The sequence below is a fragment of the Pseudomonas sp. AL03 genome (assembly GCF_029960815.1).
GTDB lineage: Bacteria > Pseudomonadota > Gammaproteobacteria > Pseudomonadales > Pseudomonadaceae > Aquipseudomonas.
The window spans coordinates 95,919-120,671 of the sequence record NZ_JASBRE010000007.1 but is presented as its reverse complement, the minus strand read 5'-3'; the positions used below and the strand labels follow the sequence as shown (position 1 = coordinate 120,671).

Sequence of the window (24,753 nt, the reverse complement as noted above, 5' to 3'; positions counted from 1 at the left end):
TAAGGCTGAGGAGCTGCGCGGCTCGGATCAGGCCGAAACGCGCGCGATGGTGTCGTCGGCGCGCAGGGTGAAGATCTCGTAACCGGTGTCGGTCACCAGCAGGGTGTGCTCCCACTGTGCCGACAGCTTGCGGTCCTTGGTGATCGCGGTCCAGCCGTCGCCCAAGACCTTAGTGTCGGCCTTGCCCTGGTTGATCATCGGCTCGATGGTGAACGTCATGCCGGCTTTCAGTTCCATGCCGGTGCCGGCGCGTCCGTAGTGCAGGATCTGCGGCTCTTCGTGGAACACCTTGCCGATGCCATGACCGCAGAATTCGCGAACCACGGAAAAACCGTTCTTTTCAGCGTGCTTCTGAATGACTTCACCGATGTCGCCCAAGCGGCAGCCGGGTTTGACGATTTCGATGGCCTTGTACATGCATTCCTGAGTCACATGCGACAGGCGCTCGGCCCAGACCGGGACGGTGCCGACGTGGAACATGCGGCTGGTGTCGCCGTGGTAGCCGTCCTTGATGACGGTGACGTCGATGTTCAGCGTATCGCCATCCTTCAATGGCTTCTCGTTCGGAATACCGTGGCAGACCACGTGATTGATCGAGGTGCAGATCGACTTCGGGAAGCCCTTGTAGTTGAGCGGGGCAGGGATGGCTTTCTGCTCGTTGACGATGTAGTCGTGGCAGAGGCGGTCCAGTTCTTCGGTGGTGATGCCCGGCTTGACATGTTCGGCAATCATTTCCAGCACATCGGCGGCCAGTTTGCCGGCGATACGCATTTTTGCGATGTCCTCGGGGGTTTTGAGGGTGACGGTCATACAGGCTCTCTCTGCGCTCGATGGCGCTTTCTAAAACGAAATGGGCGTTTCGCGATCGGTCTTCACGGCCCTGAAAAACGCGATTCTAACAGACGAGCAGCGTAAATCTGAGCCTCTGTGCATCGCTTCTCCTTATAGAATGGCGCATCCTTGGAGGATTCCAAGGGGCGGAACCAAGGCAGGCGCCAGGATTTAACAATCCGGGTTCCGTTTTTTTCAGCCTTGTGATATAAAATGCGCCGCTTTCCGGGGATCCCCTGAAAAGCCTAAATCCACACACGTGTCGACACGATGACCTGGGTGCCTTCAGCTGATGCTGCTGGTTGGTCATTGGGATACGTGGAGGCCAAACCCGACTTATTAAGGAACTATCATGTCCCAAGTCAACATGCGCGATATGCTGAAGGCCGGTGTGCACTTCGGTCACCAGACCCGTTACTGGAACCCGAAAATGGGTAAATACATTTTCGGTGCGCGTAACAAGATCCACATCATCAACCTTGAAAAAACCCTGCCAATGTTCAACGAAGCGCTGACTTTCGTAGAGCGTCTGGCCCAGGGCAAAAACAAGATTCTGTTCGTCGGCACCAAGCGTTCCGCTGGCAAGATCGTTGCTGAAGAAGCAGCACGTTGCGGTTCGCCGTACGTCGATCACCGCTGGTTGGGCGGCATGCTGACCAACTTCAAAACCATCCGTGCTTCCATCAAGCGTCTGCGTGACCTTGAAGTGCAAGCCGAAGACGGTACTTTCACCAAGCTGACCAAGAAAGAAGCGCTGATGCGCACTCGCGATCTTGAGAAGCTCGATCGTTCCCTGGGTGGTATCAAGGACATGGGCGGTCTGCCAGACGCACTGTTCGTTATCGACGTTGATCACGAGCGCATCGCGATCACCGAAGCCAACAAGCTGGGCATCCCGGTTATCGGCGTAGTCGATACCAACAGCAGCCCGGAAGGCGTTGACTACATCATCCCAGGCAACGATGACGCAATCCGCGCTATCCAGCTGTACATGGGTTCGATGGCTGACGCTGTAATCCGCGGTCGCAACCACGTTGCTGGCGGCACCGAGCAGTTCATTGAAGAAGCTCCGGTAGCAGCCGCTGAGTAATTGACGCCCTGGCGTTAACTCAGTAAGCAAAAAGGGGGCTTGGCCCCCTTTTTGCCACCTCGAAAACCGTTTGTCGGCGGCGCAGTTACAGCCTTTGTAGCCTGCAGCAGCCAGCAAGGGTGGTTCGGGAAGAATTGATCGCCCGTTCGATCGGGTGGAATGGTTGAAAACCTACCCAAGAGGATTTTTGAAATGGCAGAGATTACTGCAGCGTTGGTCAAAGAACTGCGTGAGCGTACTGGCGAAGGCATGATGGATTGCAAAAAAGCCTTAACCAAGGCTGGCGGCGACATCGAGAAAGCCATTGATGACATGCGTGCTTCCGGCGCCATCAAAGCTGCCAAGAAAGCTGGCAACGTTGCCGCTGAAGGCGCGATCAGCATCAAGGAAGACGGCAAAGCTGCTGTCATCATTGAAGTTAACTCGCAAACCGACTTCCTGGCTCTGCAAGACGACTTTAAAGCCTTCGTTGCTGCCAGCGTAGAAAAAGCCTTCGCCGACAAACTGACCGACGCAGCTCCGCTGATCGCCGCTCAAGAGCCGGCTCGCGAAACACTGGTTGGTAAAGTAGGCGAGAACGTCAACATTCGCCGCCTGGCTCGTATCGAAGGCGACGTTGTAGGTTCTTATCTGCACGGCAACAAGATCGGCGTTGTTGTAGCCCTCAAAGGCGGCGACGTTGAACTGGCCAAAGACATCGCGATGCACGTAGCCGCCAGCAACCCTGAGTTCCTGCTGCCATCGCAAGTTTCCGCTGAAGCCATCGAACGCGAAAAAGCTGTGTTCATGAGCCTCAACGAAGACAAGATCAAAGGCAAACCAGCCGAAATCGTTGAAAAAATGGTTGCCGGTCGTATCAGCAAGTTCCTGGCCGAAGCCAGCCTGGTCAACCAGCAGTTCGTCAAGAACCCTGAAGTGACCGTTGGTGACCTGGCCAAGAAAGGCGGCGCTGAAATCGTTTCCTTCACCCGTTTCCAAGTGGGCGAAGGCATCGAGAAGCCAGTAGACAACTTCGCTGAAGAAGTTGCGGCTCAGCTGGCTGCCAGCAAGAAGTAAGACGGTTTTTTAACTGTCGCCCTGAAGAGGCTGCCCGCTTACGCGCGCAGCCTCTTTTCAGATGGGGTACCAATTTTTAATTGGTTTCCTTTTGGAACTGGCTTACAAAGCCATGTTCCGATGGCGCTGAAGCAGTGCCAAGCTAGAGTGAACGCCAGCTGTAAACAGCTCGCAGAATTTTTAAAATACGCCGCAGGAGAGATTCGCAATGGCTCAGCAGGGCAGTGGTTATCAGGCTCGCTATAAACGCATTCTACTCAAGCTTAGCGGCGAGGCCCTGATGGGCTCGGAAGAGTTCGGGATCGATCCGAAAGTTCTGGATCGCATGGCGCTGGAAGTCGGTCAATTGGTCGGCATCGGTGTTCAGGTCGGTCTGGTGATCGGTGGCGGTAACCTGTTCCGCGGTGCGGCACTGAGCGCGGCCGGCATGGATCGCGTCACTGGCGATCACATGGGCATGCTGGCCACTGTGATGAACGCCCTGGCCATGCGCGATGCGCTGGAGCGTGCCAATATCTCGGCCATCGTGATGTCGGCCATTTCCATGGTTGGCGTGACGGATCACTATGATCGCCGCAAAGCCATGCGCCACCTGAACGCCAAGGAAGTCGTGATTTTCGCGGCCGGTACTGGCAATCCGTTCTTCACCACGGATTCGGCAGCGTGTCTGCGTGCAATCGAAATCGATGCCGATGTCGTGCTCAAGGCGACCAAGGTCGATGGCGTCTACACCGCTGACCCATTCAAAGACCCGCATGCCGAGAAGTTCGATCATCTGACTTACGATGAAGTGCTGGATCGCAAGTTGGGCGTGATGGATCTGACCGCCATTTGCCTGTGCCGCGACCACAAGATGCCGTTGCGCGTATTTAACATGAACAAGCCCGGCGCCCTGCTGAACATCGTGCATGGCGGCGCTGAAGGGACCCTGATCGAGGAAGGCCAACAATGATCAACGAAATCAAGAAAGACGCTCAAGAGCGCATGCAGAAATCCCTGGATTCTCTGAACCATGCATTTGGCCAGATTCGCACTGGCAAGGCGCACCCGAGCATTTTGGGCAGCGTGATGGTGCCGTATTACGGCGCCGACACCTCCATCACCCAGGTTGCAAACATCACCGTAAAAGACTCCCGCACCCTGCAAGTCGTGGCGTTCGAGCGCAACATGCTCGCCGCGGTCGACAAGGCGATCCAGAGCGCTGGTCTGAACCTCAACCCGACCAACCTGGGTGAGTTGCTGCTGATTTCCATGCCGGCGCTGACCGAAGAAACCCGCAAAGGCTTCACCAAGCAGGCGCGTAGCGCCGCTGAAGACGCTCGCGTGGCCGTGCGTAACATCCGCCGCGATGCCTTGGGCGAGCTGAAGAAACTGGTCAAGGACAAGGAAATCAGCGAAGACGAAGAGCGTCGTGCCGCTGCGGATATCCAGAAGCTGACCGACAAGGCCGAGGCGGATATCGACACCGCCACCAAGGCAAAAGAAGCGGACCTGATGGCCGTATAAGGGTCGCGTTTCATGGAAAAGACCAAGCAGGTTGCGCCGTCCGCGGTGCCGCGCCATGTCGCGATCATCATGGATGGTAATAATCGCTGGGCGAAAAAGCGCTTTATGCCGGGTGTCGCCGGTCATAAAGCGGGTGTGGATGCAGTTCGTGCGGTGATCGAGGTGTGTTTCGAGGCCAAGGTCGAAGTATTGACCCTGTTCGCCTTCTCCAGCGAGAACTGGCAGCGCCCGGCTGACGAGGTCAGTGCCTTGATGGATCTGTTCTTCAAGGCATTGCGCCGCGAAGCCAAGCGCCTGAACGAAAACAACATCAGTTTGCGCATCATTGGCGACCGTTCGCGCTTTCATCCAGAGCTTCAAGCTGCCATGCGTGAAGCTGAAGCAATGACGGCGGGCGCCAATCGCTTCGTTCTACAGATCGCCGCCAACTACGGCGGTCAGTGGGACATCGCGCAGGCCGCACAGCGTCTGGCGCGGGAAGTTCAGGCCGGACACCTGCGTCCGGAAGACATCACACCGGAACTGTTGCAAACCTGTCTGGCGACCGGCGATTTGCCGTTGCCGGACTTGTGCATCCGTACCGGTGGCGAGCACCGCATCAGTAACTTTCTGCTGTGGCAACTGGCTTACGCCGAGTTGTACTTCTCCGACCTGTTCTGGCCGGACTTCAAACACGATGCCATGCGTAATGCGCTGGCCGATTTTGCTTCTCGCCAGCGCCGCTTCGGTAAAACGAGCGAGCAGGTCGAGGCTGGGGCCCGGGTTTAATGCTTAAACAACGAATCATCACCGCGCTGATCCTGCTGCCGATTGCCCTGTGCGGGTTTTTCCTGCTCGAGGGCGCCGGTTTTGCGCTGTTCATCGGGCTGGTCGTGACCCTCGGTGCATGGGAGTGGGCTCGCCTGGCAGGCTTCACAGAACAGCCGATCCGTGTTGCCTATGCGGTTGTTGTCGCGTTGATGCTGTTTTTCATGCATATCCTGCCCGGGCTTGCGCCTTGGGTGTTGGGCGCTTCAGTGCTTTGGTGGGGCGTTGCAACCTACCTGGTGCTGACTTATCCGCGCACCAGCGAATATTGGGCCAGCGCTGCCTGCAAGCTGGTGATCGGTCTGCTGATCCTGTTGCCGGCCTGGCAAGGTCTGATTCAGATCAAACAGGAACCGTTGGGTAACTGGCTGATCATGGCGGTGATGGTGCTGGTCTGGGGCGCTGATATCGGTGCCTATTTTTCCGGTCGGGCCTTTGGCAAACGCAAGTTGGCGCCGCAGGTCAGTCCCGGCAAAAGCTGGGAGGGTGTCTACGGCGGCCTGGCGCTAAGTCTGGTTATCACTGTCGTTGTCGGTCTGGTCCGCGACTGGACGGTGGCTCAGCTATTTAAAGGTCTGATAGGTGCTGCCATCATTGTGTTCATCTCGGTGGTAGGTGATCTCACCGAAAGCATGTTCAAGCGTCAGTCCGGGATCAAGGACAGCAGCAATCTGCTGCCGGGTCACGGCGGCGTGCTGGACCGTATCGACAGCCTGACGGCAGCGATTCCGGTGTTTGCTGTGCTGCTGTGGATGGCGGCACCGTGAGCCGCCCTCAGCAGATTACTGTCCTGGGGGCGACCGGCTCGATTGGTCTGAGCACTCTCGATGTCATCGCTCGTCATCCCGAGCGTTATCAGGTTTTCGCCTTGAGCGGTTTCACTCGTCTGAGCGAGCTGCTGGCGCTGTGTGTTCGCCATACGCCGCGGTTCGCCGTGGTGCCTGAGGCCGGTGCTGCCCGGGGCTTGCAGGACGACTTGCGCGCCGCAGGTCTACCGACTCGCGTGCTGGTGGGTGAGGAGGGGTTGTGTCAGATTGCCTCCGATCCTGAAGTCGATGCGGTCATGGCCGCCATCGTTGGCGCGGCGGGCTTGCGACCGACCCTGGCGGCGGTCGAAGCCGGCAAGAAAATCCTCCTGGCCAACAAAGAAGCACTGGTGATGTCCGGTGCACTGTTCATGCAGGCGGTGCGCAAGAGTGGTTCGGTGTTGCTGCCGATCGACAGCGAGCACAACGCAATTTTCCAGTGCATGCCACAGGATTTCGCTCGTGGGCTGGGTGCCGTCGGGGTCCGTCGGATTTTACTCACAGCCTCTGGCGGTCCGTTCCGACAGACACCTATGGCTGAACTGGCGCATGTTTCCCCTGAGCAAGCGTGTGCCCACCCGAATTGGTCCATGGGGCGCAAGATTTCGGTGGATTCGGCCAGCATGATGAACAAGGGGCTTGAGTTAATCGAAGCTTGCTGGCTGTTTGATGCCAAGCCGTCCCAGGTCGAAGTGGTGATTCATCCTCAAAGCGTGATTCATTCGCTGGTCGATTACATCGACGGTTCGGTATTGGCCCAGTTAGGTAACCCTGACATGCGCACGCCGATCGCCAACGCGCTGGCCTGGCCGGAGCGAATCGACTCGGGTGTTGCGCCGCTGGACCTGTTCACAATTGCGCGGCTGGACTTCCAGGCGCCTGATGAAGAGCGATTTCCGTGTCTGCGCCTTGCGCGTCAGGCAGCCGAGTCCGGCAATAGTGCGCCGGCCATGCTTAATGCGGCGAATGAAGTGGCTGTCGCGGCCTTTCTCGACGGGCGGGTTCGCTACCCGGAAATCGCGAGTATCATCGAAGAAGTCTTGAATCTTGAACCTGTCGTTACGGTTGATGATCTCGAGGCAGTGTTCACGGCCGACGCGAAAGCGCGAGTTCTGGCCGAACAATGGTTGAGCCGTCACGGGCGTTAAGTGCTGCAATACGTTGGCCCATGCAGCACTGGATAGGATTGCGGAGAAAGTAGATGAGCGCGCTCTATATGATTGTCGGCACCTTGGTGGCTTTGGGTGTGCTGGTCACCTTCCACGAATTCGGCCATTTTTGGGTCGCGCGTCGCTGTGGGGTCAAAGTGCTGCGTTTCTCCGTGGGCTTCGGTATGCCGTTGCTGCGCTGGCACGACAAGAAAGGCACTGAGTTCGTCGTCGCCGCGATCCCGTTGGGCGGTTACGTAAAAATGCTCGATGAGCGCGAAGGCGACGTGCCTGCCGATCAGCTTGATCAATCCTTTAATCGAAAAACCGTCCGTCAACGCATCGCTATCGTTGCTGCTGGCCCGATTGCCAACTTTTTATTGGCGATGATTTTTTTCTGGGTGCTCGCAATGCTCGGCAGCGAGCAAGTGCGCCCGATCATCGGTGCAGTCGAATCCGGCAGTATCGCCGCCAAGGCGGGTTTAAACCCGGGCCAGGAGATCATCGCCATCGATGGCGAGCCAACGTCCGGCTGGGCTGCGGTGAACCTGCAACTGGTCCGTCGTCTCGGGGAGAGCGGTTCCCTGCAGTTGCTGGTCCGTGATCAGGGTTCCACGGCGGACTCGCCTCATGAGCTGGCGTTGGATAAATGGCTCAAGGGTGCCGATGAGCCGGACCCGATTCGCTCGCTGGGCATACGCCCTTGGCGTCCGGCGCTGCCACCGGTCCTCGCTGAACTTGACCCGAAAGGCCCGGCACAGGCTGCAGGCCTGAAGACCGGTGACCGACTGTTGGCTCTGGATGGCAAGGCGGTCGATGACTGGCAGCAGGTGGTGGACACGGTCCGTATGCACCCTGATACCAAAATCATGCTGCGCGTCGAGCGTGATGGTGCTCAAATCGACGTCCCTGTGACGCTGGCCGCTCGCGGCGAGAAGAAGGCACCCAGTGGTTATCTGGGTGCAGGGGTGAAAGCAGTCGATTGGCCGCCAGAGATGATTCGCGAGGTCAGTTACGGTCCTGTGGCCGCGATTGGGGAGGGTGCTCGACGCACCTGGACCATGAGTGTACTGACCCTCGATTCGCTCAAGAAAATGTTGTTCGGCGAGCTCTCGGTAAAAAACTTGAGTGGACCGATAACCATTGCTAAAGTGGCGGGCGCTTCTGCCCAGTCGGGTGTCGCTGATTTCCTGAATTTCCTTGCTTATCTGAGTATTAGCTTGGGGGTTCTGAATTTGTTGCCCATTCCTGTACTGGATGGGGGGCATTTGTTGTTTTATCTGATCGAGTGGGCGCGTGGTCGCCCCTTGTCGGATCGGGTGCAGGGTTGGGGGATACAGATCGGTATCAGTTTGGTGGTCGGGGTGATGTTGCTTGCTCTGGTCAATGATCTGGGTCGACTGTAACGCTTCGCTGAATTGCGAATCTGCCGCATTTTGCGGCAGTTTGTTTATTGCCAGTTGGAATAAGAAAGGACTTCATGAAACGTCTGCTGCTAACTGCGGTTCTCACCGTATTGATGATCGCCGAAGTTCACGCCGAGTCCTTCACTATCTCTGATATTCGCGTCAATGGCCTCCAGCGGGTCTCCGCGGGTAGCGTCTTTGGTGCTTTGCCGTTGAACGTCGGTGAACAGGCGGATGATCGTCGCCTGGTGGAATCCACTCGTGCGTTGTTCAAAACCGGTTTCTTTCAAGATATCCAGCTGGGCCGAGATGGCAACGTCCTGGTCATCACGGTAGTCGAGCGCCCGTCGGTCGCCAGTATCGAGATCGAGGGTAACAAGGCGATCTCCACTGAAGACCTGATGAAAGGCCTCAAACAATCCGGTCTGTCCGAAGGCGAGATCTTCCAGCGCGCCACCCTCGAAGGTGTGCGTAACGAACTGCAGCGCCAATACGTCGCTCAGGGTCGCTACTCGGCCACCGTCGACACCGAAGTGGTGCCGCAGCCGCGTAACCGCGTTGCGCTGAAGGTCAATATCAACGAAGGCACGGTTGCTGCCATCCAGCACATCAACGTGGTGGGTAACACCGTCTTCCCTGATGAAGACCTGATCGACCTGTTCGAACTCAAGACCACCAACTGGCTGTCGTTCTTCAAGAACGATGACAAGTACGCTCGTGAAAAACTCTCCGGTGACCTGGAGCGCCTGCGTTCCTATTACCTGGACCGTGGCTATATCAATATGGATATCGCTTCGACCCAGGTGTCTATTACCCCGGACAAGAAGCACGTCTACATCACCGTCAACGTCAATGAAGGCGAGAAGTACACCGTCCGTGACGTCAAGCTGAGCGGCGACCTGAAAGTCCCTGAAGACCAGGTCAAGTCCCTGCTGCTGGTGCAGAAAGGCCAGGTGTTCTCGCGCAAGCTGATGACCACCACTTCCGAGCTGATCACCCGCCGTCTGGGTAACGAGGGTTACACCTTCGCCAACGTCAATGGCGTGCCTCAGCCTCACGATGAAGACCACACGGTCGACATCACTTTCGCCGTTGATCCAGGCAAGCGTGCTTACGTGAACCGCATCAACTTCCGCGGCAACACCAAGTCCGAAGACGAAGTGCTGCGACGTGAAATGCGTCAAATGGAAGGCGGCTGGGCTTCGACCTACCTGATCGACCAATCCAAGACTCGTCTTGAGCGTCTGGGCTTCTTCAAGGAAGTCAACGTCGAAACGCCGGCTGTGCCGGGCGTCGACGATCAGGTTGACGTGAACTACAGCGTTGAAGAGCAGGCCTCCGGTTCGATTACCGCCAGCGTCGGTTTTGCCCAGAGCGCCGGTCTGATCCTCGGTGGTTCGATCACCCAGAACAACTTCCTGGGTACGGGTAACAAGGTCAGCATCGGCTTGACCCGCAGTGAGTACCAGAGCCGCTATAACTTCGGTTATGTCGACCCGTACTGGACTGCTGATGGCGTAAGCCTGGGTTACAACGCGTTCTATCGCACCACTGACTACAAAGACCTCGACGTCGACGTAGCCAGCTATGCCGTGGACAGCCTGGGTGCGGGCGTGAGCGTCGGTTACCCGATTAGCGAGACTTCGCGTCTGACCTTCGGCCTGACTGCGCAACAAGACAAGATCAAGACCGGTCAATACACCGTTGACGAGATCTTCGACTTCGTTAACAAGGAAGGCGACAACTACCTGAACTTCAAGGCTTCGGCCGGCTGGTCCGAGTCCACACTGAACAAAGGCGTATTGGCGACCCGTGGTCATTCCCAAAGCCTGACACTGGAAACCACCACGCCTGGCAGTGACCTGTCGTTCTTCAAACTTGATTACCGTGGCCAGTTGTTCCAGCCATTGTCTGAGAACTACACCATGCGCCTGCACACCGAGCTGGGCTACGGCGATGGTTACGGTTCTACCGATGGCTTGCCGTTCTATGAAAACTACTATGCTGGTGGTTTCAACTCGGTTCGTGGCTTCAAGGACAGCACCCTCGGTCCTCGCAGTACCCCAAGTCGCGGTGCGGCTGTGACGGGTAACACCGGTACGCTCGCTGACCCGGACCAGGACCCGCTGCCGTTTGGTGGTAACGTTCTGATCCAGGGGGGTGTCGAGGTGTTGTTCCCGCTGCCATTCGTCAAGGATCAGCGTTCGCTGCGTACTTCGGTATTCTGGGATGTGGGTAACGTCTTCGACTCCAAGTGCGAAAAAACCACGAACGCGAATGTCGGTTCAACCGCTCAAACAGCGTGCAACGACATCAGCCTGAGCAACGTGGCCAGCTCAGTCGGTGTAGGCGTGACCTGGGTTACCGCACTGGGTCCTCTGAGCTTCGCGTTGGCCATGCCGATCAAGAAACCGGATGAAGCTGAGACTCAAGTGTTCCAATTCTCCCTCGGCCAGACGTTCTAAGCGTTTGACCCAAGATAACGACAATGGATTTTGTAGGAGTGCATCGTGCGTAAGTTGACTCAATTGGTTCTCCTGGCGACCGTACTGGTAGCAGGTCCGGCTTTTGCCGACATGAAAATCGCCGTTCTGAACTATCAGATGGCTCTGCTGGAGTCCGACGCGGCCAAGAAATACGCTGTGGATGCCGAGAAGAAGTTCGGCCCTCAGCTGACCAAACTCAAGACTCTGGAAAGCAGTGCCAAAGGCATCCAGGACCGTCTGATGGCTGGCGGCGACAAGATGCAGCAAGGCGAGCGTGAGCGCCTGGAACTCGAGTTCAAGCAAAAGGCCCGTGACTTCCAGTTCCAGTCCAAGGAACTGAACGAAGCCAAAGCCGTTGCCGACCGTGAAATGCTGAAGCAACTCAAGCCGAAACTGGACAGCGCTGTGGAAGAAGTCATCAAGAAAGGTGCTTTTGACCTGGTCTTCGAGCGTGGCGCAGTGATTGATGTCAAACCTCAGTACGACATCACTCGCCAGGTTATCGAGCGCATGAATCAGCTGAAGTAACCATGACAGCGACTATAAAGCTCGGCCAATTGGCCGAGTTCCTCGGGGCCACATTGCGTGGCGACCCGGAGAAAGAAATTACTGGGCTAGCCACTTTGCAAGAGGCTGGCCCAGCTCAGTTGAGCTTTCTCGCAAACCCCCAATACCGTAAGTACCTGGCTGACAGCCGGGCCGCAGCCCTGTTGCTGAAGGCCGCTGATGCTGAAGGTTTTGCAGGTAATGCGCTGGTGGTGCCTGATCCGTATCTGGCCTACGCGCGGGTTTCCCATCTGTTTGATCCCAAGCCAAAGGCCGCTGCCGGTATTCATCCGACAGCCGTTGTGGCAGCGGATGCAGTGGTCGATCCGGCGGCGAGCATTGGTGCCTTTGCGGTGATCGAAAGCTGCGCGCGTATTGCTGCGGGAGTGACCGTTGGTGCGCACTGCTTCATCGGTGCCCGCTGCGAGATTGGCGAAGGCGGTTGGCTGGCGCCGCGAGTCACGCTGTACCACGATGTTCGCGTCGGTAAACGGGTGGTGATTCAATCGGGTGCCGTACTCGGTGGTGAAGGTTTCGGTTTTGCCAACGAAAAAGGTGTCTGGCAGAAAATCGCCCAGATCGGTGGTGTATTGGTCGGTGATGATGTGGAGATTGGCGTGAATACCGCTATCGATCGCGGTGCGCTGGCCGATACCGTGCTGGGTAACGGTGTGAAGCTCGACAACCAGATTCAGATCGCTCACAACGTGCAGGTCGGTGATCACACCGCCATGGCCGCGTGCGTGGGGATCTCCGGCAGCACCAAAATCGGCAAGCATTGCATGCTCGCCGGTGGTGTAGGGCTGGTGGGGCATATCGAAATTTGCGACAACGTTTTTATCACCGGGATGACCATGGTGACCCACTCGATTACCGAAAAGGGTTCCTATTCTTCCGGTACGGCGATGCAACCAGCAGCCGAATGGCGCAAAAGCGCGGCCCGTATCCGTCAGCTCGATGACATCGCGCGACGTCTGCGACAGCTGGAAAAGCGTGTAGGGGAAGTGACCCCTGGCGGTAATGCTTCATCAGATGGCTGATACCATTTCCATATCAAGTGTGCACAGCCGCTAGACTGCCTCCTTGATTTGCTAGAGGGGTGCGCGTCAGTCGCGCGCTCCCAATCTTTACATAGGCTTCCCCCCGAAATGATGGACATCAACGAGATTCGCGAATACCTGCCTCACCGTTACCCGTTCCTGCTGGTGGACCGAGTCGTGGAACTGGATGTGGAAGGCAAGCGCATTCGCGCCTACAAGAATGTCAGCATCAACGAGCCGTTCTTCAATGGTCACTTCCCTGCGCATCCAATCATGCCGGGCGTATTGATCATCGAAGCGATGGCTCAGGCTGCCGGTATCCTTGGCTTCAAAATGCTCGACGTGAAGCCCGCCGACGGCACGCTTTACTACTTCGTCGGCTCCGACAAGCTGCGTTTTCGCCAGCCCGTCACCCCAGGCGATCAGTTGATCCTCGAAGCCCGCTTCATCAGCTGCAAGCGTCAGATCTGGAAGTTTGAGTGCCAGGCTTCGGTCGATGGCAAGCCAGTCTGCTCCGCTGAAATTATCTGCGCGGAACGCAAACTATGAGTTTGATTGACCCTCGCGCAATCATCGATCCGACGGCCATCCTGGCTGACGGCGTCGAGGTCGGCCCTTGGTCGATCATCGGCGCAGGTGTGGAAATCGGCGAGGGGACAGTGATCGGGCCGCATGTGATTCTCAAAGGCCCGACCCGAATCGGTAAGCACAACCGCATCTACCAGTTTTCTTCGGTAGGCGAGGACACGCCCGATCTGAAATACAAGGGTGAAGAAACCCGTCTGGTCATCGGTGACCACAACGTCATCCGTGAAGGCGTGACCATTCACCGTGGGACCATTCAGGACCGTTCTGAAACGACCCTGGGCGATCACAATCTGATCATGGCCTATGCCCACATCGGCCACGACAGTGTCATCGGCAACCACTGCATCCTGGTCAACAACACCGCGCTGGCGGGCCATGTGCACGTTGAAGACTGGGCGATCCTGTCCGGTTTTACCCTGGTTCACCAGTACTGCCATATCGGCGCCCACAGCTTTTCCGGTATGGGCACCGCCATCGGCAAGGATGTCCCGGCCTACGTCACTGTGTTTGGCAACCCGGCCGAAGCCCGCAGCATGAACTTCGAAGGCATGCGTCGTCGTGGTTTCAGCGAAGATGCGATCCACGCGCTGCGTCGTGCCTACAAGGTGGTTTACCGCCAGGGGCTGACGGTCGAACAGGCGCTCGCCGAACTGGCCGAACCGTCGGCCCAGTTCCCGGAAGTCGCGGTATTCCGTGATTCCATCCAGTCTTCGACCCGCGGCATCACTCGTTAATCATGGCTAATCTGCGTATTGCGCTGGTGGCGGGTGAGGCTTCCGGTGACATTCTGGGCGCGGGTCTCATGCGCGCACTCAAGGCTCAGCATCCGGCTGTCGAGTTCATGGGTGTCGGCGGTCCGCTGATGCAGGCTGAAGGCCTGACCTCGTATTTCCCGATGGAGCGTCTCTCTGTCATGGGTCTGGTGGAAGTGTTGGGCCGATTGCGCGAGCTGATGGCTCGTCGCAGGAAGTTGATCACCGACCTCATCGCCCAGAAGCCGGATGTGTTCATCGGCATCGATGCCCCGGACTTCAACCTCACTATCGAACTGAAGCTGCGTCAGGCCGGGATCAAGACCGTGCATTACGTCAGCCCGTCGGTTTGGGCGTGGCGGCAGAAGCGGGTGCTGAAGATTCGCGAAGGCTGCGACCTGATGCTGACGTTGTTCCCGTTCGAAGCGAAATTTTATGAAGAGAAGGGCGTGCCGGTGCGGTTTGTCGGGCACTCCCTGGCTGATGCTATCCCGCTTGAAGCGGATCGCGCTGCAGCGCGGGCTGAACTCGGCTTGCCTGACGGGCCGCTGGTTGCGCTGATGCCGGGCAGTCGTGGTGGCGAAGTCGGCCGTCTCGGTGCGCTGTTCCTCGATACCGCCCAGCGCCTGCGGGCCTTGCGCCCCGGCGTACGTTTCGTCATGCCGTGCGCCAGCCCTGAGCGCCGAGCGCAGCTGGAAGAATTGCTGGCCGGTCGCGATTTGCCATTGACCTTGCTCAATGGCAACTCCCATCTGGCCCTGGCGGCCTGTGACGCTGTGCTGATCGCTTCCGGGACCGCTACGCTTGAAGCGTTGTTGTACAAACGGCCGATGGTGGTCGCTTACCGCTTGGCGCCGCTGACGTTCTGGATTCTCAAGCGCATGGTGAAAAGCCCCTATATCTCGTTGCCGAACCTGCTGGCGCAGCGCCTGTTGGTGCCCGAGTTGCTGCAGGACGACGCGACAGTTGAGGCCTTGGCCCAGACGCTGTCGCCACTGATCGAAGGCGGTGAAGAACAGACCCGCGGCTTCGATGAAATTCACCGTACCTTACGTCTGGACGCCTCCAATCAGGCGGCGGACGCGGTACTGAACCTGATCGGCAAAACACAATGAGCAAAGCAAGCACTCAGATGGGCCTGGACTTCACCCTGGTCGCCGAAGTTGAAGATCTGGTCGCAGGCGTCGACGAAGTCGGTCGCGGCCCGCTCTGCGGTGCGGTGGTGACAGCCGCGGTGATCCTCGATCCGAACCGTCCGATCCTGGGTCTGAATGACTCGAAGAAGCTCACCGAAGCCCGCCGCGAAAAGCTCTACGACGAGATCTGCGAAAAGGCCCTGAGCTGGTGCATCGCCCGGGCCGAAGTCGAAGAAATCGACGAGCTGAACATCCTTCACGCCACGATGCTGGCCATGCAGCGCGCAGTCGAAGGCCTGCACATCACACCGAAACTGGCGATGATCGACGGCAACCGTTGCCCGAAACTGTCCATGCGCGCCGAAGCGGTGGTGCAGGGCGACGGTAAGGTACCGGCCATCGCTGCAGCGTCGATTCTGGCCAAGGTCAGCCGCGACCGCGAGATGGCAGCGTTCGAGCTGATTTACCCGGGTTACGGCATCGGCGGCCACAAAGGCTACCCGACGCCCGTTCATCTGGAAGCGCTGGCCCGCTTGGGGCCAACGCCGATTCACCGCCGCTCGTTTGCCCCCGTACGTCTGGCGTACGAGGCTCGGGAAAACCTGATCGAGAGCTAGTCACAAGGCTGATGTTTTTGCCAAGGCCCGGTACAATCCGGGCCTTGTTGTCTTCCACGTTTCTAGTTTCTAGACAGGATCACTATGCCGGCTTCATTCGTTCATCTACGCCTGCACACTGAGTATTCCCTGGTCGACGGTCTGGTGCGGATCAAACCGCTGGTCAAGACCCTGGTCGGCATGAACATGCCTGCCGTAGCGGTCACCGATCAGAACAATATGTGTTCCCTGGTCAAATTCTACAAAGCGGCCATGGGCGCCGGGATCAAGCCGATCTGCGGCGCCGACCTGTGGCTGTCGAACAAGGACCCGGACAGCCCGTTGAGCCGGATCAGCCTGCTGGCGATGAACGCCGTGGGCTATCGCAACCTCACCGAACTGATCTCCCGCGGCTTCATCGACGGCCAGCGCAACGGCTCGGTCATCATCGAGCGCGAGTGGGTGGCTGAAGCCAGCGAAGGCTTGATCATGCTGTCGGCGGCGAAAGAAGGCGAGATCGGCCTGGCTATGCTCGGCGGCAACCCGGCCGAAGCCGAAACCCTGGCCCGCGAATGGATGGCGGTGTTCCCTGACCGTTTCTATCTGGAGATCCAGCGCACCAACCGCCCCTACGATGAAGAACAATTGCACGGAGCCGTGGCCCTGGCCGAGAAAATCGGTGCGCCACTGGTGGCGACCAACGACGTGCGCTTCATCAAGCAGGAAGATTTTGCGGCTCACGAAACCCGCGTTTGCATCGGTGAGGGCCGTGCCCTCGACGATCCGCGGCGTTCGAAGAATTACAGCGATCAGCAATACCTCAAAAGCACCGAGGAAATGGCCGAGCTGTTCAGTGACTTGCCCGAGGCGCTGGAAAACACCGTCGAAATTGCCAAGCGCTGCAACATCGAAGTGAAGCTGGGCAAGCACTTCCTGCCCAACTTCCCGATTCCCGATGGCATGACCATCGATGAATACTTCCGCAAGGTTTCCTTCGACGGTCTGGAAGAACGTCTCAGTGTTCTGTTGCCCAAGGACACCACCGAAGACTACGAAGCCAAGCGTCAGGTCTATATCGACCGGCTGAATTTCGAGCTGGATATCATCATCCAGATGGGCTTCCCCGGTTACTTTCTGATCGTTATGGACTTTATCCAGTGGGCCAAGAGCAACGGCGTGCCGGTAGGTCCTGGTCGTGGGTCGGGTGCCGGGTCGCTGGTGGCCTATGTGCAGAAGATCACCGACCTCGATCCACTGGAATATGACCTGCTGTTCGAACGTTTCCTTAACCCGGAACGGGTATCGATGCCCGACTTCGACGTCGACTTCTGCATGGATGGTCGCGACCGGGTCATCGAATACGTGGCCGAGAAATACGGCCGCAACGCCGTAAGCCAGATCATCACCTTCGGTTCCATGGCGGCAAAAGCGGTGGTCCGTGACGTGGCGCGGGTGCAGGGCAAGTCCTACGGACTGGCGGATCGTCTGTCGAAGATGATCCCGTTCGAAGTCGGCATGACCCTGGAAAAAGCCTACGAACAGGAAGAAATCCTGCGTGACTTCATCAAGGTCGATGAAGAGGCCGCAGAAATCTGGGAAATGGCCCGCAAGCTTGAAGGCGTTGTGCGTAACGTCGGCAAGCACGCCGGTGGTGTGGTTATTGCGCCGACCAAACTGACGGACTTTTCGCCGATCTATTGCGACGAGGCCGGTGATGGTCTGGTAACCCAGTTCGACAAGGACGACGTTGAGGCTGCCGGTCTGGTGAAGTTCGACTTCCTCGGTCTACGGACCCTGACGGTCATCGACTGGGCGCTGAAAACGATTAACCGCGACCGCGCCAAGGTTGATGAGCCGCCGCTGGACATCGCTTTCATCCCGCTGGATGACAAGCCGACCTACCAGTTGCTGCAAAAAGCTGAAACCACCGCGGTGTTCCAGCTTGAATCTCGAGGCATGAAAGAGCTGATCAAAAAGCTCAAGCCTGACTGCCTGGAAGACTTGATCGCACTGGTGGCCCTGTTCCGTCCGGGTCCGTTGCAGTCGGGCATGGTGGACGACTTTATCAACCGTAAGCACGGTCGCGCCGAACTGGCGTACCCGCACTCGGACTACCAGTACGAAGGCCTTAAACCCGTATTGGCGCCGACTTACGGCATCATCCTGTATCAGGAACAGGTGATGCAGATTGCCCAGGTCATGGCCGGCTACACGCTGGGTGGCGCGGACATGCTGCGCCGGGCCATGGGTAAGAAAAAGCCCGAAGAAATGGCCAAGCAGCGCGGCGGTTTCATTGAAGGTTGCACCGCTAACAATATCGACGCGGACCTGGCCGGTAACATTTTCGACCTGGTGGAAAAATTCGCCGGTTATGGCTTCAACAAATCTCACTCGGCTGCTTACGGTCTGGTGTCTTACCAAACGGCGTGGCTGAAGACTCACTACCCGGCGCCGTTCATGGCCGCGGTGCTGTCGGCGGACATGCACAACACCGACAAGGTCGTGACCTTGATCGAAGAAATTCGCACCATGAAGCTGCGTCTCGACGCGCCGGATGTGAATACTTCGGAGTTCAAGTTCACGGTAAATGACGAAGGCCGCATTATTTACGGCCTCGGCGCGATCAAGGGTGTGGGCGAAGGTCCGGTGGAAGCGATCACCGAGGCGCGTCGGGACGGTCCGTTCACGGATCTGTTCGATTTCTGCGCCCGTGTCGATCTCAAGCGTATCAACAAACGCACCCTGGACGGTTTGATCCGCAGCGGTGCGCTGGATCGTCTAGGGCCGTTTTTCCATGACGAACCGAAAGCCTATCAAGCCAACATCGACCAAAATCGTGCGGTGTTGCTGACAGCGATGGAAGGGGCGATCAAGGCCGCCGAACAAACCGCTCGCACCCACGACAGTGGCCATGCCGACCTGTTTGGCGGGCTGTTCGTCGAAGAAGACGCCGACGTCTACGCCAATCACCGCAAGGCCAAGGAACTGACCCTCAAGGAACGCCTGAAAGGGGAGAAAGATACCTTGGGCCTGTACCTGACCGGTCACCCGATCGACGAATATGAAGGCGAGATCCGCCGTTTCGCTCGTCAGCGCATCATCGACCTGAAACCAGCTCGTGATACCCAGACCGTCGCGGGCATGATCATCGCCCTGCGAGTCATGAAGAACAAAAAGGGCGACAAGATGGGTTTCATTACCCTCGACGACCGCTCTGGGCGGATCGAAGCCTCGTTGTTCGCCGAAGCATTCCATTCGGCGCAATCGCTGTTGCAGACCGACGCGATGGTGGTGGTCGAAGGCGAAGTCAGTAACGACGATTTCTCCGGCGGGCTGCGGCTGCGGGTCAAGCGGGTGATGAGCATGGAAGATGCGCGCACCAATCTGGCCGAAAGCCTGCGCTTGAAGCTGCAGACCAAGGACCTCAAGGGCGATCAGCTACGCTGGCTGGGTGAACTGTTCAAGCGTCACCGTGGTGCGTGCCCGATCACCATGGAATATACGAGTCCCGATGCGAAAGCCTTGCTGCAGTTCGGCGAGACCTGGCGAATCGACCCGGCGGATGCTTTGATTCAAGCCCTGCGTGACCAGTTCGGGCGAGACAACGTCTTCCTCCAATACCGTTGACGGTCAGGTGCTGCTCTTGTGAATGGGTGCGGCTCTGATCTCGACCCAATTTTTAATCTCGACCTGAACGCGCCTCTCCCTTAAGGTAGGGCGCGAATAGACAACCGGCCGACCCAAGCTCTCTTGGAGGTCGACCCAAGACGGACGCCTATGAACCCGAATTTTCTAGATTTCGAACAGCCGATCGCCGACCTGCAAGCCAAGATCGAAGAGTTGCGCTTGGTCGGTAATGACAATTCGCTGAATATCGGCGATGAGATCTCCCGCCTGCAGGACAAAAGCAGCACGCTGACCGAAGACATTTTCGGCAAGCTGACCAGCTGGCAGATCGCGCGTCTGGCGCGTCACCCGCGTCGCCCGTACACCCTGGACTACATCGAACACATCTTCACCGAGTTCGACGAATTGCACGGCGACCGTCACTTCTCTGACGACGCCGCCATCGTGGGCGGCGTTGCCCGTCTGGACGACCAGCCGGTGATGATCATCGGTCACCAAAAAGGCCGCGAAGTGCGCGAGAAAGTTCGTCGCAACTTTGGCATGCCGCGTCCGGAAGGCTACCGCAAGGCGTGCCGTCTGATGGAAATGGCAGAACGTTTCAAAATGCCGATCCTGACCTTCATCGACACCCCGGGCGCCTACCCGGGTATCGACGCTGAAGAGCGCAACCAGAGCGAAGCGATTGCCTGGAACCTGCGCGTCATGGCACGCCTGAAAACCCCAATCATCGCCACCGTAATCGGTGAAGGTGGTTCCGGTGGCGCTCTGGCAATCGGTGTTTGCGATCAACTGAACATGCTGCAGTACTCGACCTACGCGGTCATTTCGCCGGAAGGTTGCGCCTCGATTCTGTGGAAGACCGCCGAGAAAGCACCGGACGCCGCTGAAGCCATGGGCATCACTGCCGAGCGTCTCAAAGGCCTGGGTATTGTGGATAAAGTGATCGGCGAGCCTTTGGGTGGCGCGCACCGTAATCCAGCCGCTGCGGCGGCATCGATCCGTGCCGAGCTGAGCTCGCAGCTGGCGATGTTGAAGAAGTTCGATAACGAGGCGCTGTTGGCCCGTCGTTACGAGCGTCTGATGAGCTACGGTCTCTGATCGATCGCTCCTGCATCATGTAGGAGCAAGGCTTGCCCGCGATCGGGACGCCTCGGTTTAACAGGCCGACCGCGTTATCGTTTATCGCGAGCAAGCTCGGCTCCTACAGGTTTTGGTGCGTTCATGACTCTCTGCGCAGTACTTCTCAAGCAACTCGCCCCTTGGCGCAACGCTACAACCTGGCGCATTGCCTTCTCCGGTGGTCTCGACTCCACCGTTCTGCTGCACCTTCTAGCCCACCTCGCAAAAACCGAATCCTTGCCGGCGCTCAACGCCATCCACGTCCATCACGGCCTTCAGGCTGTGGCTGATGCGTGGCCGGATCATTGTCAGTCGGTCTGCGATGCTCTGGGTGTGCCGCTGCAGGTGGTTCGCGTGCAGGTTCAACCCGGCGCCAGCCTTGAGCGTGCAGCTCGGGAAGCGCGATATGCCGCGTTCATCGAGGCGACTCAGGCCAATGAAGTGTTGATGACCGCCCAGCACCGTGACGATCAGGCGGAAACCCTGTTGTTTCGGATGTTGCGTGGGGCGGGGGTGAGGGGATTGTCGGGGATGCCACGCCAGCGCCCGCTCGGTAAAGGGCAGTTGCTTCGGCCATTGCTCGATGTCACGCGGGCTGAACTTGAAGCCTATGCGTCCGAGCATCGGCTGAACTGGATCGAAGACCCTTCGAACCAAAACCGACAGTTCTCGCGTAATTACCTGCGGCATCAGGTTTTCCCTGTATTGACCGAGCGCTGGCCGCAAGCGTTGGCGACCATGGTCCGCAGTGCTGCACATCTGAGTGAAGCGCAGGGATTGCTCGATGAGCTTGCGCAAATCGACCTGACCGACGCCAGCACGGCCAATGATTTTGATTGGCTGGGGTTGCCGTCGCTGGAGCTGGCGGCATTGGAAAAGCTGTCCGCTGCTCGTCAGCGTAATGCGTTAAGTCATTGGCTCGAGCCGCTGACGCGACTGCCAGACAGTGACCATTGGTCGGGTTGGGAGGATTTACGCGATGCCACCGGCGATGCCCGCCCGATCTGGCGGCTGGCGAATGGCGAACTGCATCGCGCGGGAGGGCGTATCTGGTGGTTGTCCGATAGCTGGTTGCGCACGCCGCCAGCCGTTGGAACTTGGCCTGATCCCTCGCTATCGCTGGTGTTGCCGGACAACGGAGTGATCACACTCACCGGCCAAATCCCCGATGGTCCGCTGCATATCCGCTATCGTGAGGGAGGCGAGGTCATGAGTCTGCCCGGTCGCGGCCACCGCGATCTGAAGCGATTGCTCAACGAAAGCGGCGTGCCGGGTTTCGCCCGTGGCAGATTGCCGCTGCTCTACCGAGGCGAGCAATTGCTGGCGGTGGCCAACCTGCGGGGCTTGGACGGCAGTGCAAAGGAGCATTGGAATTTGCATTGGCAGCCACCGAACGAAGATCAAGGTTTGAGCTGAAAGGGGCTTTCCGGTAGACTACGCTCCCTTCTTGATACAACTTCTGTGGATTCGCCTGAATTGCAGCAGTTGCCGATTACCAAGCAGTCTTTGCTGGGCGATTCCAAAAAATGTGTAGCGAGCAACGTACCGGTGTTTCATTTTCCGGTCTGTCCCAACGCGGCGGTTTTTTTGAAAGGTGCGCTGTGATTAATGCAGGTGATCGGGGGCTTCGGCCTTCCTTCGCTTTCCCCGGCGGCTCGGACCGCTTTAACGCAGACTTCTAGGGTTTTTCATGACGCGCTACATATTCGTCACGGGCGGTGTTGTTTCTTCATTGGGGAAAGGCATCGCATCGGCTTCATTGGCGGCCATCCTGGAGGCGCGGGGACTTAAGGTCACCATGCTGAAGCTGGACCCGTACATCAACGTTGACCCGGGCACCATGAGCCCGTTCCAGCACGGTGAAGTGTTCGTCACCCACGACGGCGCCGAGACCGACCTGGACCTGGGCCACTACGAGCGGTTCATCCGCACGACCATGACCCAGAACAACAACTTCACCACCGGCCGTGTCTACGAACACGTCCTGCGCAAAGAGCGCCGTGGTGATTACCTGGGCGCCACCATTCAGGTGATCCCGCACATCACCGACGAAATCAAGCGCCGGATCATCAAGGGCGCCGGCGATGCCGACGTGGCGATGGTCGAGATCGGTGGCACCGTGGGTGACATCGAATCCCAGCCGTTCCTCGAAGCGATCCGTCAATTGCGTTTCGAAGTCGGCGCCAAGCGCGCGATGCTGATGCACCTGACACTGGTGCCGTACATCGCCACTGCCGGTGAAACCAAAACCAAGCCTACTCAGCACTCGGTCAAGGAACTGCGTTCCATCGGCCTGCAACCAGACGTGCTGGTCTGCCGTTCCGATCACCCAATCGATATCTCTTCGCGTCGCAAGATCGCGCAATTCACCAACGTTGAAGAACGTGCAGTGATCGCGCTGGAAGACGCCGACACCATCTACAGGATCCCGGGCATTCTGCACGCCCAGGGCCTGGATGATTTCGTTGTCGAGCGTTTCGGCCTGCAATGTGGCGGCGCCGATCTGTCCGAGTGGGAAGCCGTGGTCGACGCCAAGCTCAACCCTGAGCATGAAGTCACCATCGCCATGGTCGGTAAGTACATGGAGCTGCTGGACGCCTACAAGTCGCTGATCGAAGCGATGAGTCACGCCGGCATCAGCAACCGCACCAAGGTCAACCTGCGCTACATCGACTCCGAAGACATCGAAAACCAGGGCACCGCGCTGCTGGAAGGTGTCGACGCGATTCTGGTCCCTGGCGGCTTCGGTCTGCGTGGCGTGGAAGGCAAGATCACTGCCGTTCAATACGCTCGTGAAAACAAGGTCCCGTACCTGGGCATCTGCCTGGGCATGCAAGTGGCCGTGATCGAGTTTGCTCGTAACGTCATGGGCTGGAAAGACGCCAACTCCACCGAGTTCGACCGTGCAAGCGGTCACCCGGTTGTGGGTCTGATCACCGAGTGGGAAGATGCCACCGGCGCGGTCGAAACCCGTACCGAAACGTCCGACCTGGGCGGCACCATGCGCCTCGGGGCACAGGATTGCCTGCTGGAACCGGGTTCCCTGGTGCACGATTGCTACGCCAAGGACGTGATCGTCGAGCGTCACCGTCACCGCTACGAAGTGAACAACAATCTGCTGCCGCAAATCATGGCTGCCGGTCTGAAAATCTCCGGTCGTTCCGGTGATGGCGCGCTGGTTGAAGTGGTTGAAGCCCCGGATCATCCATGGTTCGTCGCTTGCCAGTTCCACCCTGAGTTCACCTCGACACCACGCGACGGCCACCCCTTGTTCAGCGGTTTCGTTAAAGCAGCTTTGATTCAACACCAGAAGAAGGCGCAATTCTGATGGCGCAGAAGATCATTCGCGTAGGCGATATCGAGATTGCCAACGACAAGCCAATGGTGCTTTTCGGTGGCATGAACGTGTTGGAAAGCCGCGACATGGCGATGCAGGTCTGTGAAGAATACGTAAAAGTTACCGAGAAACTCGGGATCCCTTATGTGTTCAAGGCCAGCTTCGACAAGGCCAACCGTTCCTCCGTGACCTCTTACCGTGGCCCCGGCCTGGAAGAGGGCATGCGGATTTTCCAGGACATCAAGCAAGCTTTCGGCGTGCCGATCATCACCGACGTCCACGAGCCTGATCAGGCCGCGGTCGTGGCTGAAGTCTGCGATATCATCCAGCTGCCGGCCTTCTTGTCGCGCCAGACCGACCTTGTGGTCGCGATGGCCAAGACCGGTGCGGTGATCAACATCAAGAAAGCCCAGTTCCTCGCACCTCAGGAAATGAAACACATCCTGAGCAAATGCGTGGAAGCGGGTAACGATCAGTTGATCCTCTGCGAGCGCGGTTCGAGCTTCGGCTACAACAACCTGGTCGTCGACATGCTCGGCTTTGGCATCATGAAGCAGTTCGAATACCCGGTGTTCTTCGACGTGACCCACGCGCTGCAAATGCCCGGCGGTCGCTCCGATTCCGCCGGCGGTCGCCGCGCCCAGGTCACCGATCTGGCGAAAGCCGGTATCAGCCAGTCGTTGGCCGGCCTGTTCCTCGAAGCACACCCGGACCCGGACAACGCCAAATGCGACGGCCCTTGCGCCTTGCGTCTGGACAAACTGGAGCCATTCCTGGCCCAGCTCAAAGCTTTGGACGAACTGGTGAAGAGTTTTCCGACGGTAGAAACCGCGTAATCCTCATTTCTCCGGTAAAGTACCGCACGAATTAATGCTC

The 24,753-nt window shown here is 58.1% G+C and carries 21 protein-coding genes; 20 read left to right on the top strand and 1 reads right to left on the bottom strand.

The genetic code is table 11. The features are described from left to right. Positions 1-27: 27 nt before the first annotated feature. Entirely contained in the window at positions 28-810 is a 783-nt protein-coding gene (gene map, locus QK293_RS09665) for a type I methionyl aminopeptidase (RefSeq protein WP_282376974.1), read from the bottom strand. A 373-nt stretch (positions 811-1,183) separates the two neighbouring features. Here map and rpsB point away from each other — a divergent pair, with 373 nt between their 5' ends. The 20 genes from rpsB to kdsA all read left to right on the top strand — a co-directional run bounded on the left by rpsB (position 1,184) and on the right by kdsA (position 24,713). Further along, positions 1,184-1,921: a 30S ribosomal protein S2 gene (gene rpsB, locus QK293_RS09660; protein WP_282376973.1), complete on the top strand. Its 738-nt coding sequence runs from the start codon at positions 1,184-1,186 to the stop codon at positions 1,919-1,921. 192 nt (positions 1,922-2,113) lie between these two features. After that, positions 2,114-2,977, top strand: coding sequence for a translation elongation factor Ts (gene tsf, locus QK293_RS09655; RefSeq protein ID WP_282376972.1), 864 nt, complete (start codon positions 2,114-2,116; stop codon positions 2,975-2,977). 208 nt (positions 2,978-3,185) lie between these two features. Further along, a complete protein-coding gene (pyrH, locus tag QK293_RS09650) occupies positions 3,186-3,929 on the top strand; it encodes a UMP kinase (protein ID WP_003172271.1) in 744 nt (247 codons plus the stop codon). Continuing rightward, positions 3,926-4,483, top strand: coding sequence for a ribosome recycling factor (frr, locus tag QK293_RS09645; RefSeq protein WP_282376971.1), 558 nt, complete (start codon positions 3,926-3,928; stop codon positions 4,481-4,483). The genes pyrH and frr overlap by 4 nt, the downstream gene beginning before the upstream one ends. A 12-nt stretch (positions 4,484-4,495) precedes the next feature. Further along, positions 4,496-5,251: a polyprenyl diphosphate synthase gene (gene uppS, locus QK293_RS09640; RefSeq protein ID WP_282376970.1), complete on the top strand. Its 756-nt coding sequence runs from the start codon at positions 4,496-4,498 to the stop codon at positions 5,249-5,251. Further along, positions 5,251-6,057, top strand: a complete 807-nt coding sequence (locus QK293_RS09635; protein ID WP_282376969.1) for a phosphatidate cytidylyltransferase — start codon at positions 5,251-5,253, stop codon at positions 6,055-6,057. The genes uppS and QK293_RS09635 overlap by 1 nt, the downstream gene beginning before the upstream one ends. After that, entirely contained in the window at positions 6,054-7,244 is a 1,191-nt protein-coding gene (gene ispC, locus QK293_RS09630; protein ID WP_282376968.1) for a 1-deoxy-D-xylulose-5-phosphate reductoisomerase, read from the top strand. Before QK293_RS09635 ends, ispC begins: the two co-directional genes overlap by 4 nt. A 53-nt stretch (positions 7,245-7,297) precedes the next feature. Further along, positions 7,298-8,650: a sigma E protease regulator RseP gene (rseP, locus tag QK293_RS09625; protein ID WP_282376967.1), complete on the top strand. Its 1,353-nt coding sequence runs from the start codon at positions 7,298-7,300 to the stop codon at positions 8,648-8,650. A 74-nt stretch (positions 8,651-8,724) separates the two neighbouring features. After that, positions 8,725-11,115 (top strand): outer membrane protein assembly factor BamA, encoded by a 2,391-nt coding sequence (bamA, locus tag QK293_RS09620; RefSeq protein WP_282376966.1) that lies wholly within the window; start codon positions 8,725-8,727, stop codon positions 11,113-11,115. Between the two features lie 45 nt (positions 11,116-11,160). Continuing rightward, positions 11,161-11,664 carry an OmpH family outer membrane protein gene (locus tag QK293_RS09615; RefSeq protein ID WP_008028980.1) on the top strand — a complete coding sequence of 168 codons (504 nt, stop codon included), beginning with the start codon at positions 11,161-11,163 and terminating at the stop codon, positions 11,662-11,664. A 2-nt stretch (positions 11,665-11,666) separates the two neighbouring features. Further along, on the top strand, positions 11,667-12,722 hold the full coding sequence (gene lpxD, locus QK293_RS09610; protein ID WP_282376965.1) for a UDP-3-O-(3-hydroxymyristoyl)glucosamine N-acyltransferase: 1,056 nt from the start codon (positions 11,667-11,669) through the stop codon (positions 12,720-12,722). 108 nt (positions 12,723-12,830) lie between these two features. Beyond that, complete coding sequence (gene fabZ / locus QK293_RS09605; protein ID WP_017336708.1) at positions 12,831-13,271, top strand: 3-hydroxyacyl-ACP dehydratase FabZ; 441 nt, start codon at positions 12,831-12,833, stop codon at positions 13,269-13,271. Then, positions 13,268-14,044: an acyl-ACP--UDP-N-acetylglucosamine O-acyltransferase gene (gene lpxA, locus QK293_RS09600; protein ID WP_262165811.1), complete on the top strand. Its 777-nt coding sequence runs from the start codon at positions 13,268-13,270 to the stop codon at positions 14,042-14,044. The genes fabZ and lpxA overlap by 4 nt, the downstream gene beginning before the upstream one ends. A gap of 2 nt (positions 14,045-14,046) precedes the next feature. Continuing rightward, positions 14,047-15,177: a lipid-A-disaccharide synthase gene (gene lpxB / locus QK293_RS09595; protein ID WP_282376961.1), complete on the top strand. Its 1,131-nt coding sequence runs from the start codon at positions 14,047-14,049 to the stop codon at positions 15,175-15,177. Beyond that, positions 15,174-15,815 carry a ribonuclease HII gene (gene rnhB, locus QK293_RS09590; RefSeq protein ID WP_282376959.1) on the top strand — a complete coding sequence of 214 codons (642 nt, stop codon included), beginning with the start codon at positions 15,174-15,176 and terminating at the stop codon, positions 15,813-15,815. Before lpxB ends, rnhB begins: the two co-directional genes overlap by 4 nt. Before the next feature lie 84 nt (positions 15,816-15,899). Further along, positions 15,900-19,421, top strand: coding sequence for a DNA polymerase III subunit alpha (gene dnaE, locus QK293_RS09585; RefSeq protein WP_282376958.1), 3,522 nt, complete (start codon positions 15,900-15,902; stop codon positions 19,419-19,421). Between the two features lie 150 nt (positions 19,422-19,571). Then, positions 19,572-20,519 carry an acetyl-CoA carboxylase carboxyltransferase subunit alpha gene (locus QK293_RS09580; protein ID WP_282376957.1) on the top strand — a complete coding sequence of 316 codons (948 nt, stop codon included), beginning with the start codon at positions 19,572-19,574 and terminating at the stop codon, positions 20,517-20,519. A gap of 123 nt (positions 20,520-20,642) precedes the next feature. Next, positions 20,643-21,956, top strand: coding sequence for a tRNA lysidine(34) synthetase TilS (gene tilS / locus QK293_RS09575; protein WP_282376956.1), 1,314 nt, complete (start codon positions 20,643-20,645; stop codon positions 21,954-21,956). A gap of 274 nt (positions 21,957-22,230) precedes the next feature. After that, positions 22,231-23,868, top strand: a complete 1,638-nt coding sequence (locus QK293_RS09570) for a CTP synthase (protein ID WP_282376955.1) — start codon at positions 22,231-22,233, stop codon at positions 23,866-23,868. Next, positions 23,868-24,713, top strand: coding sequence for a 3-deoxy-8-phosphooctulonate synthase (gene kdsA / locus QK293_RS09565; protein ID WP_282376954.1), 846 nt, complete (start codon positions 23,868-23,870; stop codon positions 24,711-24,713). Before QK293_RS09570 ends, kdsA begins: the two co-directional genes overlap by 1 nt. Positions 24,714-24,753 lie beyond the last annotated feature (40 nt).